Raw genomic sequence first — 15,981 nt, 5'->3', positions numbered from 1 at the left:
CAGGCCAGAATCTCTAGCGTCTGGTAATCCGTCTTCTCGAGCAGGCTCGCTCCCACAGGGTATTGAGGTGTACACAAATCCAATGTGGGAGCGAGCCTGCTCGCGAATGGAGCGACTCGGTCTTACGTACGGTATTCGGCGTTGATCTTCACGTATTCGTGGGACAGGTCAGTGGTCCAGATGGTTTCGCTGCACTCACCTCGACCCAGTTCGATACGGATAGTGATTTCTTCCTGCTGCATCACGGCCGCGCCCTGGGCTTCGGTGTAGGTCGATGCGCGAGCGCCACGGCTGGCGATACAGACATCACCGAGGAACACGTCTATCTTGCTCACGTCCAGGTTCGGTACGCCGGCACGGCCGACGGCGGCCAGAATGCGGCCCCAGTTCGGGTCGGAGGCGAACAGTGCAGTCTTGATCAGCGGCGAGTGAGCCACGGTGTAACCGACGTCCAGGCATTCCTGGTGATTGCCGCCGCCGTTGACTTCAACGGTCACAAACTTGGTCGCGCCTTCGCCGTCACGAACGATGGCCTGGGCCACGTCCATGCACACTTCGAACACCGCCTGTTTCAGCTTGGCGAACAAATCCCCGCTGGCCTCAGTGATTTCCGGCAGTGCTGCCTGACCGGTGGCGATCAGCATGCAGCAGTCGTTGGTCGAGGTGTCGCCGTCGATCGTGATGCGGTTGAACGACTTGTTGGCACCATCCAGCAGCAGGTTTTGCAGCACGTCACGGGAGACTTTGGCGTCGGTGGCGATGTAGCCGAGCATGGTCGCCATGTTCGGGCGGATCATGCCTGCGCCTTTGCTGATACCGGTGACGGTGATGGTCACGCCGTCATGCTGGAACTGGCGACTGGCACCTTTTGGCAGGGTGTCCGTGGTCATGATGCCAGTGGCGGCAGCTTCCCAGTTATTGACGGAAAGGTCGTCGAGAGCCGCTTGCAGGGCCCCTTCGATTTTCTCGACCGGCAACGGCTCGCCGATCACACCGGTGGAGTACGGCAGCACCAGGCTGGCGTCGACGCCGGTCAGCTCAGCCAGTTTGGCGCAGGTGCGCTCGGCGGCGGCAAGGCCTGGTTCGCCAGTGCCGGCGTTGGCATTGCCGGTATTGGTCAACAGGTAACGCACCGGACCTTGCACGCGCTGCTTGGCCAGGATCACGGGAGCCGCGCAAAAGGCGTTCAGGGTGAACACGCCAGCGACCGTGGAACCTTCGGCACAGCGCATGACCACAATATCCTTGCGCCCCGGGCGCTTGATGCCAGCCGAGGCGATACCGAGTTCAAAACCGGCAACCGGGTGCAACGTTGGCAAAGGACCAAGACCAACAGCCATGAATGCGCTCCTTAATAAATGATGTCAGCACCGCTTTCAGGAAGAACGGTGGTTTAAATGGCAAAACGCCGCGACGGCATAAGCCGGTCGCGGCGCGGGTATTTCAGCGTATGAAACGGGTGTTACTGGATCTGCCCGTGGCAATGCTTGAACTTCTTGCCCGAACCGCAGTAGCAAAGTTCGTTGCGGCCCAGCTTCTGTTCGTTGCGTACCGGAGCGATGGCAAGGGCGACATCGACCTCTTCACCCAGCAGTTCCGGTTGCTCAAGCCCCGGTGCTTCGTCGTGCTGGAACTGCATGCGCGCAGCCAGTGCTTCGGCTTCCTGGCGCAGGCGTTGCTCTTCTTCGATCGGATCTTCGCGGCGAACCTGAACGTGGGACAGCACACGGATCGAGTCGCGCTTGATCGAATCCAGCAGCTCGGAGAACAGCGTAAAGGACTCGCGCTTGTACTCTTGCTTCGGGTTCTTCTGTGCATAACCACGCAAGTGGATGCCGTGACGCAGGTGATCCATGGTCGACAGGTGGTCTTTCCACAGGTCGTCGAGCACACGCAGAACGATTTGCTTCTCGAAGGTGCGCAGCGCTTCGGCGCTCGCCTGCTCTTCTTTCTCGTTGTACGCGGCCAGCAGCTCGGCCATGAGCTTCTCGCGCAGGGTTTCTTCGTACAGGTGATCGTCTTCGTCGAGCCATTTCTGGATCGGCAGAGCCACACCGAAGTCGCTCTGCAACGCCGCTTCCAGACCGGCCACGTCCCACTGCTCAGGCAGCGATTGCGGTGGAATGTGTGCGCTGACGGTCGCGTTGAGTACGTCCTGACGGAAGTCGGCGATGGTTTCACCGATGTTGTCGGCGGCCAACAAACTGTTACGCATGTGATAGATCACTTTACGTTGTTCGTTGTTGACGTCGTCAAACTCGAGCAGTTGCTTACGAATGTCGAAGTTGCGGCCTTCAACCTTGCGCTGAGCCTTCTCGATGGCGTTGGTCACCATGCGGTGCTCGATCGCCTCACCAGGCTGCATGCCCAGAGCCTTCATGAAGTTCTTCACCCGATCAGAGGCGAAGATGCGCATCAGGCTGTCTTCCAGCGACAGGTAGAAACGGCTGGAACCGGCGTCCCCCTGACGACCGGCACGACCACGCAGCTGGTTATCGATACGGCGCGATTCGTGACGCTCGGAAGCAATCACCTGCAAACCGCCCGATTCGAGCACTTGCTGGTGACGTTTCTGCCAGTCGGCCTTGATCTGGGCAATCTGCTCAGAGGTCGGGTCTTCCAGGGTGGCCACTTCCACTTCCCAGTTACCGCCCAACAGGATGTCGGTACCACGACCGGCCATGTTGGTGGCGATGGTCAGTGCGCCTGGGCGACCGGCCTGGGCAATGATCTCGGCTTCTTTTTCGTGGAACTTGGCGTTCAGAACCTTGTGTTCGATGCCTTCCTTCTCGAGCAGATGGGACATGTGCTCGGAAGTTTCGATGGTTGCAGTACCCACCAGCACCGGACGGCCCTGGGTCATGCATTCCTTGATGTCGTTGATGATCGCCGCGTATTTCTCTTCGGCAGTCAGGAACACCAGGTCGTTGTAGTCTTTACGCGCCAGCGGTTTGTTCGGTGGAATGACCATCACCGCCAGACCGTAGATCTGGTGGAATTCGAACGCTTCGGTGTCGGCCGTACCGGTCATGCCGGACAGCTTGTTGTACAGACGGAAGTAGTTCTGGAACGTGGTCGAGGCCAGGGTCTGGCTTTCGGCCTGAATGTTCAGGTTTTCCTTGGCTTCGATAGCCTGGTGCAGGCCTTCGGACAGACGGCGACCCGGCATGGTACGACCGGTGTGTTCGTCGACCAGAACGACCTGGCCATCCTGCACGATGTATTCGATGTTGCGATTGAACAGTTTATGAGCGCGCAGACCGGCATAAACGTGGGTCAGCAGACCGAGGTTGTGCGCCGAATACAGGCTCTCGCCTTCAGCCAGCAGGCCAACGCGGGTCAGCATGTCTTCGATGAACTGGTGACCGGCCTCGTTGAGTTCAACCTGACGGGTCTTCTCGTCGACGGTGTAGTGGCCGGCCTTGGTGACTTCGCCTTCAACTTCTTCGATGTGCAACTCAAGCTGCGGGATCAGTTTGTTGATCTCGATGTACAGCTTGGAGCTGTCCTCGGCCTGACCGGAAATGATCAGCGGGGTACGGGCTTCGTCGATGAGGATGGAGTCGACTTCGTCGATCACGGCAAAATTGAGTTCGCGCTGGAATTTTTCTTCCATGCTGAACGCCATGTTGTCGCGCAGGTAGTCGAAACCGTATTCGTTGTTGGTACCGTAGGTGATGTCGGCAGCATAGGCCGCACGCTTCTCTTCCGGCGGCTGGAACGGCGTCACCACGCCGACCGTCATCCCGAGGAATTCGTAGAGTGGACGCATCCAGTTGGCGTCACGACGGGCCAGGTAGTCGTTCACCGTCACAACGTGCACGCCTTTGCCGGACAGCGCGTTGAGGTAAACGCCCAGTGTTGCCACCAGGGTCTTGCCTTCACCGGTACGCATTTCCGCGATCATGCCTTCATGCAAGGTCATGCCGCCGATCAGCTGGACATCGAAGTGGCGCATACCCATGACGCGCTTACCGGCTTCGCGGGCGACCGCAAAGGCTTCTGGCAGGAGCTTGTCGAGGGTTTCCCCTTTGGCGATGCGGGCCTTGAACTCATCTGTCTTGGCACGCAATTGATCGTCCGAAAGGGCCACCATTTGCTCTTCGAAGGCATTGACGAGTTGCACCGTCTTGAGCATGCGTTTGACTTCACGCTCGTTCTTGCTTCCAAAAAGTTTCTTTAACAAAGGCGCAAACATATCGGCAGGATCTTCCACACTAAAGGGATGGAGGGCGGCCCCGTGAGTCGCCCGAGCAGCCCTCATGGCCGCATGCGAACGAGCATTCTACCCGGAAACGATGGTGAGGAAAGTGGCGTTATTCCACGATGCTGGCACAGCGTTGTAACGGGGCTCACTTAAAATAAGGGCTTTTGGCTCAACTTCAAGCCATTCACGGCAGAAGTTACTTGTTGATTTAATGGGTAAAGCGCTCGCAAAGCAATGGCTCGGGTGCATCCGGTACTTTCTGCTACCATGGCGGCTCTGTTACTTCAGGTGTCTGATCATGGCATTTCGCCCTCTTACGGCCAGAGCACCCGCCGTTCTGCTTCGCGAAGCCAAACCGCTGAAAGCCATCTTCGGCCACGCTCAACGCCTGGGTCATTTACAACGTCTGCTGGAAAGCCAATTGCAGCCCGCCGCCCGCGAGCATTGCCATGTGGCGTCGTGGCGCGAAGGCAGTTTGTTGCTGATAGTGACCGACGGTCATTGGGCAACCCGCCTGCGTTATCAGCAAAAGCGTCTGCAACGGCAATTACAGATGTTCGACGAATTCGCCAGCCTGACGCGGATTCTGTTCAAGGTTCAGCCGCCCACCGTTCAGCAAGGGGCGGCTGGCCATACCATCAGTTTGTCGACCGATGCAGGCGCGACCATTCAGGCCACTGCCGACGGGATCAGCGATCCGAATCTGCGGGCGGCGCTGGAACGCCTTGCGGCGCACGCAAAACCCAAAGACTGACGCCTAACCCACGTGGGAGCGAGCCTGCTCGCGAAGGCGGTGGTCCAGTCAACATTTGAGCTGAATGGTAAACCGCTTTCGCGAGCAGGCTCGCTCCCACATTGATTGTGTCCAGTCAGGTATTCAGCGGCGTTTGCTGCCGCCGAGTAACGAGCCCATCAAGCCGCGCACCAACTGTCGGCCCAATTGATTGGCCGCCTGTCGCATCGCTGATTTCAGTGCCTGCCCCGCCGCGGTGCCGAGGAATTCCCCGGCCTTGTCGGTGAAGCTTGGCTCTTCGGCTGCCGGTTTGCCCGGAGCAGCGTCAGGTTCTGGCGCCAGACCTTTGCGACCCATCAATATTTCATATGCCGATTCACGATCGACCGGTTTGTCATACCGCCCCTTGAACGGCGACCCCGCGATCAGCACCGTCCGTTCAGTCTCGCTCAACGGCCCGATCCGCGATTGCGGCGGCGCCACCAACACCCGCTGGACGATCTCCGGCGTGCCCTTGTCTTGCAACGTACCGACCAGCGCCTCGCCAATTCCAAGCTCAGTCAGCACCGACAAGGCATCGAACGCCGGGTTCGGCCGGAAGCCCTCGGCCACGGCTCGCAGGGATTTCTGCTCCTTGGCGGTGAACGCGCGCAAGCCATGCTGAATGCGCAGACCGAGCTGAGCCAGCACGTCATCCGGCAAGTCGCCCGGCGATTGGGTGACGAAATACACGCCAACGCCTTTCGAGCGTATCAGCCGCACCACCTGCTCAAGACGATCCTGCAAAGCCTTTGGCGTACCGGCGAACAATAAATGTGCTTCGTCGAAAAACAGCGCCAGCAGTGGTTTGTCCGCATCGCCGCGCTCCGGCAATTGCTCGAACAGTTCGGCCAGCAGCCACAACAGGAACGTCGCGTAGACCTTCGGCGCTTCGTGCACCAGACGGCTGGCATCGAGCAAGTGAATGCGCCCGCGACCCTCGGCGGTCGGATGCAGGATGTCTTCGAGTTGCAGCGCCGGTTCACCGAACAGTGCTTCGGCGCCTTGCTGCTCCAGGGTCGCCAGACGCCGCAACAGCGCCTGACTGGAACCGGTGGTCATCAGCGCGGCGTCGTCACCGAGCAATTCGGGGTTGTCACGCAGGTGATTGAGCAGTGCCTTCAGGTCCTTGAGGTCCAGCAGCAACAGCCCTTCACGATCTGCCACCTTGAACGCGGCATACAGCGCCGACTGTTGACTGTCGGTCAACTCCAGCAGGCTGCCCAGCAACAACGGCCCCATTTCGCTCAAGGTTGTGCGCAATGGATGACCGGACTGACCGTGAATGTCCCACAGGGTCACCGGATACGCTTGAGGCGTGTGGTTCAGCCAGGGCATCCCGGCGATCCGCTCGGCGATTTTGCCTTGAGGGTTGCCGGCGGCGCCCAGACCACATAGGTCACCCTTGATATCGGCGGCGAACACCGCCACGCCGGCATCGCTGAATGCTTCGGCCATCCGTTGCAAGGTGACGGTTTTGCCCGTCCCGGTAGCGCCCGCGACCAAACCATGACGGTTCGCCAGACGCATGGCCTGGGCAATGGGCTGCCCGGCGAGGTCGGCACCGATAACGAGTTGTAATGAGTCAGGCATTTTGTCACCCATGGTTAATCTTTGATCCTGCACGGCCGATAGAAATAAGCGAGAGACCCACCTGAAAGCAAGGTCAGACATTCCCCCCATGGAGAGCAGGAATTACCGACTCGCTCCATTGCGCACTCATTTTGCGCGCATTAACAGCAACACGCCCCGAACAATAAGACCTTAGCGGACACCCCGAGCCATGAACAAAAATCTGCGCTTCAGCCATAAAATCCTGCTTGCCGCCGCCCTCATCGTCATTGCCGCCTTCGCCACGTTCACGCTGTACAACGACTATTTGCAACGCAATGCGATACGCCGCGATCTGGACAACTACTTGCAAGAGATGGGCAGCGTCACCGCGAAAAACATTCAAACCTGGCTGGCCGGCCGCAGCCTGCTGATCGAAAACCTGTCGCAAACCGTTGCGTTGAACGCAGATATAGCCAATGTCTCCAACCTGCTGGAACAGAAGGCCGTGTCGTCGACCTTTATGGGCGCCTACCTGGGCAATAAAGATGGCACCTTCATCATCCGCCCGGACAGCAAGATGCCCGACGGTTATGACCCTCGTGCCCGTCCCTGGTACAAGAGCGCGCAAAGCACCAGCGGTTCTGCCCTGACCGAGCCCTACATCGACCTGGCTTCTGGCCAGTTGGTGATTTCCATCGTTAATAGCGTCCTCAAGGACGGTCAAAACATCGGCGTGGTGGGTGGTGACTTGAGCTTGCAGGTGATCACCGACAGCCTCAACGCACTGGACTTCGACGGCATGGGCTATGCGTTTCTGGTCGGCGCCGACGGCAAAATCCTGGTCCACCCGGACAAAGCGCTGGTGATGAAGTCCCTGAGCGAGGCGTACCCGAAAAACACCCCGCGCATCAGCAGCGACTTCAGTGAAGTAGACGTCGACGGCAAGACCCGCATCGTGACCTTTACACCGATCAAAGGGCTGTCCTCAGTCAACTGGTACATCGGGCTGTCGGTGGACAAGGACAAAGCCTTCTCCAAACTCAGCGAATTCCGCGCCTCGGCGCTCATTGCGACGGTCATTGCCGTGGCCATCATCATCGCCCTGCTGGGCATGCTGATCCGCATCCTGATCCAGCCGCTGCACGTCATGACCCGCGCCATGGCGGACATCGCCGACGGCGAAGGCGACCTGACCAAACGCCTGACCATCCAGAACAACGACGAATTCGGCGTCCTCGGTACCGCGTTCAACCGCTTCGTGGAGCGCATTCACGGTTCGATCCGCGAAGTGTCGTCGGCCACCGGGCAAGTCAACGAAGTGGCTCTGCGTGTCGTGGCCGCCTCGAACTCGTCGATGTTCAACTCCGACCAACAGGCTTCGCGCACCAGCAGCGTGGCCGCGGCGATCAACCAGCTCGGCGCCGCCGCTCAGGAAATCGCCCGTAACGCAGCGCAAGCATCGAGTCAGGCCAGCGATGCCCGCAGCCTGGCCGAAGACGGCCAGCAAGTGGTGGATCGCAGCATTGTCGCGATGAGTCAGCTGTCGAGCATGCTCAGCGCCTCGAGCACCAACATCGAATCGCTGAACAGCAAAACCGTGAACATCGGGCAGATTCTCGAAGTGATCACCAGCATCTCCCAGCAAACCAACTTGCTGGCGCTCAACGCGGCCATCGAAGCGGCACGTGCCGGTGAAGCCGGTCGGGGTTTTGCCGTGGTGGCCGATGAAGTGCGCAACCTGGCGCACCGCACTCAGGAATCGGCGCAACAAGTGCAGACCATGATCGAGGAGCTGCAAATCGGCGCCCGTGAATCCGTCAGCACCATGAGCGACAGCCAGCGCCACAGTCAGGACAGCGTCGAAATCGCCAACCTGGCCGGCGAGCGTTTGAACAGCGTGACGTTGCGTATTGGCGAGATCGACGGGATGAACCAATCGGTGGCGACGGCTACCGAGGAGCAGACGGCGGTGGTGGAGTCGATCAACGTCGACATTACCGAGATCAACACGCTGAATCAGGAAGGGGTGGAAAACCTGCAGTCGACGTTGCGTGCGTGCTCGGATCTTGAGCAGCAGGCTGCGCGGTTGAAGCAGTTGGTGGGCAGTTTCCGTATTTAAACATCAAGATCCACCCCTCACCCCAACCCTCTCCCCAGAGGGGAGAGGGGGAAAGGGAGCCGATCGCATGCTTTTCAAAACCTGAGTTCGACTCGGACTTTCAGGTCGATGTAGCTCCAAGAACACCTCGGTCAGTCCCCCTCTCCCCAGAGGGGAGAGGGGGAAAGGGAGCCGATCGCATGCTTCTCAAAACCTGAGTTCGACTCGGACTTTCAGGTCGATGTAGCTCCAAGAACACCTCGGTCAGTCCCCTCTCCCCATAGGGGAGATGGGGAAAGGGAGCCGATCGCATGCTTCTCAAAACCTGAGTTCGACTCGGACTTTCAGGTCGATGAGCTCCAAGAACACCTCGGTCAGTCCCCTCTCCCCATAGGGGAGATGGGGAAAGGAAGCCGATCGCATGCTTTTCAAAACCTGAGTTCGACTCGGACTTTCAGGTCGATGTAGCTCCAAGAACACCTCGGTCAGTCCCCTCTCCCCATAGGGGAGATGGGGAAAGGAAGCCGATCGCATGCTTTTCAAAACCTGAGTTCGACTCGGACTTTCAGGTCGATGTAGCTCCAAGAACACCTCGGTCAGTCCCCTCTCCCCATAGGGGAGATGGGGAAAGGAAGCCGATCGCATGCTTTTCAAAACCTGAGTTCGACTCGGACTTTCAGGTCGATGTAGCTCCAAGAACACCTCGGTCAGTCCCCTCGCCCCTTGGGGAGAGGGTTAGGGTGAGGGGGGGGCGATCAACGCCCCGCCACAAAACCCCAACCGAACATCTATCCTTCATAAAGGTCAACCAAGGGAGCCCAACGGACCGGAGGGATGTTCATCGTGCATATCGCTGACATAACCATGTTCTACGCCCCTGCCAGCGGTGGCGTGCGCACTTATCTGGATGCTAAACACCGTCGCCTGAGCATCAAGCCGGGCATTCGCCACAGTCTGTTGATCCCTGGGGCCTACTTAAGTGAACAGGATGGCGTTTACACGGTTCCGGCCCCCGCCCTGCCCTTCGGCAAGGGTTATCGTTTTCCCCTCCGTCTCGCGCCATGGCGCAATGTTCTGCAGGATTTACAGCCCGACCTGATCGAGGTCGGCGACCCCTACCTCACCGCATGGGCGGCCCTCGACGCCCGGCGGCAACTCGATGTCCCGGTGATCGGCTTTTATCATTCGGACCTGCCGCTGCTGGTCAGCAATCGCATGGGCAACTGGGTCACCACCAACGTCGAAGCCTATGTCAGCAAGCTCTATGGCAACTTCGATCGGGTTCTGGCGCCCAGCCAGGTCATGGCCGACAAACTGATCGGGCTGGGGGTGAAGAACGTTTTCGTTCAACCGCTGGGCGTCGACTTGCAAACCTTCAATCCCACTGCACGAGACACGGGCCTGCGGGCCGAATTGGGCATTGATGAAAACACTCATTTGCTGATCTTCGCCGGGCGCGGCTCCAAGGAAAAAAACCTGCCGGTGCTGCTCGACTGCATGAAACACCTGGGCCGACGCTATCACCTGCTGCTGGTAGGTGCGTCGATGCCGACCGTGGTGCCCGACAACGTCACCGTGGTCGATGAGTTCTGTCCGGCGACACACGTGGCGCGGTTGATGGCCAGCGCCGATGCGTTGCTGCACGCCGGCGATCAGGAAACCTTTGGCCTGGTGATTCTTGAAGCCATGGCCAGTGGCATTCCGGTGGTCGCCGTGGCGGCCGGGGCCTTTCAGGAAATCATCACTGATCAATGCGGCCTGCTCTGCTCGCCGAATAATCCATTGGCGATGGCCAACGCGGTACGCGAGCTGTTCAATTCGGGCAGCGTCGTATTGGGCAAACAGGCCCGCAGCCATGTCGAGCAGCATTACTCCTGGGATACGGTGGTCAACAGCCTGCTGGGGCACTATCACGCCGTGCTCGGCAGCCACTGGCCGCTGATTGCCAATGGTTGAGCCCATGAACCCGCCCAGCCTGTTACTCGTGTTGCACGACGTCGCACCGCAAACCTGGGCCGACTATCAACCCTTTGTCGACGCCGTTGACGCCCTGGGCGAGGTGCCGATGACCTGGCTGGTGGTGCCGAACTTCCACAAGCACAACGATCTGGAGGAGCATCCGGGATTTCGACGTTTGCTCAACAGTCGTATCGCCCGAGGTGACGAACTGGCATTGCACGGTTACTTTCATTGCGATGAAGCGTCCACTCCCAACACGCCACGAGACTGGTTCATGCGCCGGATTTACACCCACGAAGGCGAGTTTTACAGCCTGTCTCAAAAAGCCGCCCTCGCCCGTCTGCGCGCCGGCATCGAAGTGTTCCACCGTTATCACTGGCCGCTGGAGGGCTTCGTCGCCCCGGCCTGGTTGATGAGCGAAGGGACGCGCCAGGCCTTGCGCCAGTTACCCCTGCGTTACACCAGCGATCCACAGCATCTGTATCGTCTGCCGGACTTCACCGCCGTTGATGCGCCAGGCCTGGTCTGGAGTGCGCGCAGTGCCTGGCGCCGGGGGTTGTCGAAGCTCGTCAGCGATCAACGCGAACAACGCTGGCGGCAAGCACCGGTGATTCGTCTGGGCCTGCACCCGGTCGATATGCGCCATGAATTCTCGCGCACTTACTGGCTGCAAACCCTCAAGCGCTTGCTCGACGAGGGTCGTGTGCCGACGACCAAGGCACGCTGGTTGGCGCTGCAAAGCGACCGTCTGGGTCACGCCGCATGAGTCGCGGGATTCTGCTGCTCGTCGCGCTGCTCGCTGCGGTGTTGATTCCGTCGCTGCTGGGCGGTAACGAAACCTGGTATCGACTGCAAAGCTTTCCGCTGACATGGTTACTGATCATGTTCGGCATGATCCTGCTGTGCTGGGTGCTGAACACGATGCGCTTGCGCCTGTTGCTCGGGGATCAGCGCGACAAGGTGGGCCCGCTAAAAAGTCTCGGGGTGGTGATGGCCGCCGAGTTCGCTTACTGCGCCACACCGGGTGGCAGTGGCGGACCGCTGACAATCATGGCACTGCTGGCCCGCCATGGCGTGCGTCCGGCCAGGGGCAGCGCCGTGTTTGCCATGGATCAGCTGAGCGATTTGCTGTTTTTTCTCTGCGCGCTGAGCGGGATCCTGATTTATGCGTTGTTCCAGCACCTCAGCCAACGCATGGAATGGCTGCTGACCGTCAGCGCCATTTCGATGTTCGGCGGGTTGTTCAGTTGCGTGGTGGTCGCCCGCTACCATCGAATACTGATTCGTCTGAGTGGTCGATTGCTCGCTCGCCTGAATGTCAAAGCCACCACGCGCCTGCGCTGGGCGCGAAAACTCCTGCACTTTCTGGCGGCGTTCACGGACACATTGAAGCTGCCCTTTCAGACGCTCATCACGGTGTTTGCCTTGACCTGCCTGCATTGGATCTTGCGCTATAGCGTGCTGTATCTGGCGTTGCGTGGGCTCGGGGCGGATTTGCAGTGGGCCTGGAGCTTTCTGATCCAGATGCTTTCACTGAGCGCGGGGCAGTTCAGCCTGTTGCCGGGCGGTGCCGGGGCGGCCGAGTTGACCTCGGCGGCGTTGCTGGCACCGATGGTGGGAAAGTCCACCGCGGCGGCGGCGATTCTGATCTGGCGGGCAGTGACCTATTACTTCTATTTGCTGGTGGGTGGCCCGGTGTTTTTGCTGATGCTCGGGCGGCCGCTGCTCAAAAAACTGATGAAGTTCAAGCAGGCCTGAAAAGATCGCAGCTCGCGGCAGCCCCTACATGGAGATTTGCAGCGCCGATTCGGGCCTCATCGCGAGCAGGCTCGCTCCCACAGGGGATCTTCGGTGTGGCATAGGACCAATGTGGGAGCGAGCCTGCTCGCGATGACGATGGATCATTCACCGAAAATCTCCATGTAGGCGCTGCCGAAGGTTCGGGCCGCGTTCGGACGATCTTTTAGGCTTCCCCGATTTCTTCGTCGGAGTCTTGCTGCAACTGTTCCCATAGCTCGGCAGCACCGGGAAACTCCGTGCCATCTTCGGGGCTCATGTCATCCGGGTCATAGCGACTCAAACAGCCCTCTCCCAACGTGGCAGGAGCCTTGGATGTCGCTTTGTCGAGTGGATCGGCCATGGTCATGTCCTCAGTGCAGAAACGGCGAAGGGCCTGAAGCGATTGAACGCCCAGGCCCTTCGAATTTCAACCGTGTTGTATGGCTGTCAGAACACGACGGTTTTGTTGCCGTGCACCAGCACCCGATCTTCCAGGTGATAACGCAGACCACGGGCCAGCACCATCTTCTCGACGTCCCGACCGAAACGCACCATGTCGTCGATGCTGTCACTGTGGCTGACGCGAACGACGTCCTGTTCGATGATCGGACCGGCATCCAGCTCTTCGGTCACGTAGTGGCAAGTAGCGCCAATCAACTTCACGCCACGCATCGAGGCCTGGTGATACGGCTTGGCACCGACGAACGACGGCAGGAAGCTGTGGTGAATGTTGATGACCTTGTGAGCATATTCGCGGCACAACTCGGGCGGCAGGATTTGCATGTAGCGGGCCAGTACGACCACTTCGGCATCGTGCTGTTTGACCAGGCGCGAGACTTCAGCGAATGCCGGCTCTTTATCCTGCGGATTGACCGGTACGTGGTAATACGGAATCCCGTGCCACTCGACCATGCTGCGCAAGTCGTCATGGTTGGAGATCACACAGGAAATTTCGCAATCGAGCTCATCACTGTGCCAGCGATGCAACAAGTCGGCGAGGCAGTGAGACTCGCGACTGGCCATCAGTACCACGCGCTTTTTCTGCTCGGTATCGGTGATGCGCCAGTTCATCGAGAACTCTTCGGCAATCGGTGCAAACGCTTCGCGAAAGGCATCGATACCGAAGGGCAGCGAATCGGCACGAATTTCGTGACGCATGAAGAACCAGCCACTGAGATTGTCCGAGTGATGGCTCGCTTCAGTGATCCAGCCGTTATGTGACGCCAGAAAGTTACTGACTTTAGCAACGATGCCGACGCGGTCCGGGCAAGCAATCACCAGCCGAAAAGTGCGCATGAGGGTCAAACTCCAGAACTTCGCAAAGGCGGCCATTCTAGCGATTGCGCAGCAAAACTGCAGTATTGATGACGTTTTGCCTGGCATGAAGGTGGGCAAGTGAGGTTCTGGCAGCCTCCGCTACCCGCGCGATGGTGTTCCTGTTGCCAACCTTCAAGTGCCCAACTGTGAATATCCGTGATGACTGCATCACACTCTTTAACTACACCTGCAATTTATACCCTCTTCACCGTAACTAATTTAAATAAAACTCCGGTTAAATGTTTACTTGGTGAAACACCCTGACTATTATTGCCGCACTGTCACCTGCCATCCAGCGCCCCAACATAAGGTAGTCCTCATGTCCTTGATCAACGAATATCGCGCCACCGAAGAAGCTATCAAAGAGCTGCAAGCCCGTTTGAAGAACCTGTCCCAAGACGACAAACTGCAAACCGAGCTGGAATTCGAAGGCAAACTGCGCACTCTGATGGGCGAGTACTCCAAGTCCCTGCGTGACATCATTGCGCTATTGGATCCAGAGTCCAAAACCAAAGCACCACGCGGCGGCGCAGTAAAAACTACTGGCACCAAGCGTGCTCGCAAAGTTAAACAATACAAAAACCCGCACAACGGCGAAGTCATCGAAACCAAAGGTGGCAACCACAAAACGCTGAAAGAGTGGAAAGCCAAGTGGGGCGGTGACGTGGTTGAAGGCTGGGCTACCCTGCTGGGCTAAGCCGCAGAGCTTGTCGCAGACTCATCCGCGACAAAAAAGAACGCCAGCATCTGCTGGCGTTTTTTTATGCCCGGCATTCAGCACCGAATATTTTCGATTTCAAAGATTCAAACGTTTGCGTAATCCTTCGACATAATTTTGCCATTCATTCAGCACCTCTCGCTGAAACGATGTAGCCGTAATACTCCATTGGGCGGCGGCTTCTACAAAAGTTTCCAGCGTATTTGGCGCTCCCCAGTCGGGTGCTGACAAACGTTGCTGACAGAATATTCTCCAGCGCTCTTGCTCTTCGAAACTCAACGTATCGGGGAAGTTGCGTGCGCGATATCGGAACAATAGTTCAGGCAATCGTTCATCATCGAAAGGCCATTGTTGTTGCGCTAATTGATCCGGGTCGGCAGACCTGACTTGCTCACATAGGCGCCGATCCCGATCACCGATAAAACCATCGTATAACTGCTGCTCAGGGTCTTGGCTCGGGGTGAAATCTTCGCTGGCATAAATCGCCTGAACTTTATCTCGCCAAACTTTTTGTGCGTCACTTAGCCGCAGCGCATGCTCTTGGTAGAGCGACATATCCAGCCCCAAACGTTGCTGATCTTCAGAACGAAGTACCGACAACGGCGCCACCACCGGGCATTTGTTGATGTGGATAAGTTTGAGCGGCACCGGCAACTCGCCCTCGGCCAAGTCATCGCGGCGGGTATACAGCCGTTGGCGCAAGGCATCGGCATCAAGATCGAGCAAACCCTGAGGGTCCAGGTGCAGGTCACAGACAATCAACGCGTTTTTGTTGCGCGGGTGCCAGGCCAAGGGCAGCACCACACCGACATAATTGCGCACCGCTGAAAAGCGCCCGGAGATGTGCACCATCGGCTGCAACAGCCGAATCTGATCCATCACCTTTTGTTTACCGCGCAACTGAAACAACCAGTCATACAACTTCGGCTGCTTTTCCCGGATCAGGCGTGCCAGGGCGATGGTGGCCCGAACGTCCGATAGCGCTTCATGAGCATTTCCGTGATCAATGCCATTGGCGGCGGTCAGGCGTTCGAGTTTGAGCGTTACCCGCCCCTCGTCGTCCGTCGGCCAAACGATGCCGTCAGGGCGCAAGGCATAGGCTGCACGCACCACATCGATCAGGTCCCAGCGGCTATTACCGCCCTGCCACTCGCGCGCATAAGGGTCGAAAAAGTTTCGGTAAAGACTGTAACGGGTCATCTCGTCGTCGAAGCGCAACGTGTTGTACCCCGCCCCGCACGTGCCGGGCGCAGCGAGTTGGGCATGCACCCGGGTCATGAAATCGGCTTCGCTCAGGCCTTGCTCGGCCAGTCGGCCGGGGGTAATACCCGTGATCGCGCAGGCTGCCGGATGGGGCAGGATGTCTTCACTGGGCTGGCAGTAAAGGTTGACCGGCTCGTCTATTTCATTGAGATCGAAGTCAGTGCGAATCCCCGCCATTTGTAGCGGACGGTCGCAACGGGGGTTGATGCCAGTGGTTTCATAGTCGTACCAGAAGATAGAGGTCACGGGCTATTCCTGAACTGAAGATCGGCGAAGTCTAGGCGTTCACATCCCGCCCCGGCCAGTAATCTCGT

At 58.5% G+C, this 15,981-nt stretch carries 12 protein-coding genes and 1 pseudogene; 7 read left to right on the top strand and 6 right to left on the bottom strand.

Features of this window, described 5'->3' with window-relative positions:
• Positions 1–122: 122 nt before the first annotated feature.
• Entirely contained in the window at positions 123–1,340 is a 1,218-nt protein-coding gene (gene argJ, locus ACYZTW_RS07145; protein WP_462004304.1) for a bifunctional glutamate N-acetyltransferase/amino-acid acetyltransferase ArgJ, read from the bottom strand.
• A 122-nt stretch (positions 1,341–1,462) separates the two neighbouring features.
• Positions 1,463–4,198, bottom strand: a complete 2,736-nt coding sequence (secA, locus tag ACYZTW_RS07140) for a preprotein translocase subunit SecA (protein WP_462004303.1) — start codon at positions 4,196–4,198, stop codon at positions 1,463–1,465.
• A gap of 307 nt (positions 4,199–4,505) precedes the next feature.
• Between secA and ACYZTW_RS07135 the strand changes: the two genes are divergently transcribed.
• Complete coding sequence (locus tag ACYZTW_RS07135; protein WP_090187471.1) at positions 4,506–4,961, top strand: DUF721 domain-containing protein; 456 nt, start codon at positions 4,506–4,508, stop codon at positions 4,959–4,961.
• 123 nt (positions 4,962–5,084) lie between these two features.
• On the opposite strand, the gene ACYZTW_RS07130 is transcribed toward ACYZTW_RS07135, so the two are convergent.
• The gene (locus ACYZTW_RS07130) at positions 5,085–6,572 is read right to left on the bottom strand and encodes a helicase HerA-like domain-containing protein (protein ID WP_462004302.1); all 1,488 of its coding nucleotides are present in this window, start codon (positions 6,570–6,572) and stop codon (positions 5,085–5,087) included.
• A 190-nt stretch (positions 6,573–6,762) separates the two neighbouring features.
• Between ACYZTW_RS07130 and ACYZTW_RS07125 the strand changes: the two are divergent.
• From ACYZTW_RS07125 to ACYZTW_RS07105, 5 genes and pseudogenes are all read left to right on the top strand, one after another.
• Positions 6,763–7,794: pseudogene (locus tag ACYZTW_RS07125) on the top strand (HAMP domain-containing protein); the annotation flags it as partial.
• 93 nt (positions 7,795–7,887) lie between these two features.
• On the top strand, positions 7,888–8,652 hold the full coding sequence (locus tag ACYZTW_RS07120; protein WP_462005715.1) for a methyl-accepting chemotaxis protein: 765 nt from the start codon (positions 7,888–7,890) through the stop codon (positions 8,650–8,652).
• A gap of 813 nt (positions 8,653–9,465) precedes the next feature.
• Entirely contained in the window at positions 9,466–10,587 is a 1,122-nt protein-coding gene (locus ACYZTW_RS07115; RefSeq protein ID WP_462004301.1) for a glycosyltransferase family 4 protein, read from the top strand.
• Positions 10,580–11,356, top strand: coding sequence for a DUF2334 domain-containing protein (locus ACYZTW_RS07110; RefSeq protein WP_462004300.1), 777 nt, complete (start codon positions 10,580–10,582; stop codon positions 11,354–11,356). Before ACYZTW_RS07115 ends, ACYZTW_RS07110 begins: the two co-directional genes overlap by 8 nt.
• Positions 11,353–12,348 (top strand): lysylphosphatidylglycerol synthase transmembrane domain-containing protein, encoded by a 996-nt coding sequence (locus ACYZTW_RS07105; protein WP_462004299.1) that lies wholly within the window; start codon positions 11,353–11,355, stop codon positions 12,346–12,348. The genes ACYZTW_RS07110 and ACYZTW_RS07105 overlap by 4 nt, the downstream gene beginning before the upstream one ends.
• Before the next feature lie 205 nt (positions 12,349–12,553).
• On the opposite strand, the gene ACYZTW_RS07100 is transcribed toward ACYZTW_RS07105, so the two are convergent.
• Positions 12,554–12,730, bottom strand: a complete 177-nt coding sequence (locus ACYZTW_RS07100; RefSeq protein WP_462004298.1) for a hypothetical protein — start codon at positions 12,728–12,730, stop codon at positions 12,554–12,556.
• Positions 12,731–12,816: 86 nt separating this feature from the next.
• Complete coding sequence (purU, locus tag ACYZTW_RS07095; protein ID WP_008147434.1) at positions 12,817–13,665, bottom strand: formyltetrahydrofolate deformylase; 849 nt, start codon at positions 13,663–13,665, stop codon at positions 12,817–12,819.
• Positions 13,666–14,005: 340 nt separating this feature from the next.
• Between purU and mvaT the strand changes: the two genes are divergently transcribed.
• Complete coding sequence (gene mvaT / locus ACYZTW_RS07090) at positions 14,006–14,383, top strand: histone-like nucleoid-structuring protein MvaT (protein WP_007933316.1); 378 nt, start codon at positions 14,006–14,008, stop codon at positions 14,381–14,383.
• 99 nt (positions 14,384–14,482) lie between these two features.
• Here mvaT and sbcB read toward each other — a convergent pair whose 3' ends face one another.
• A complete protein-coding gene (gene sbcB / locus ACYZTW_RS07085; RefSeq protein ID WP_462004297.1) occupies positions 14,483–15,913 on the bottom strand; it encodes an exodeoxyribonuclease I in 1,431 nt (476 codons plus the stop codon).
• Positions 15,914–15,981: the final 68 nt, after the last annotated feature.

This window comes from Pseudomonas sp. LB3P25, assembly GCF_054897985.1.
This window is presented reverse-complemented; position numbering and strand designations above follow the sequence as displayed.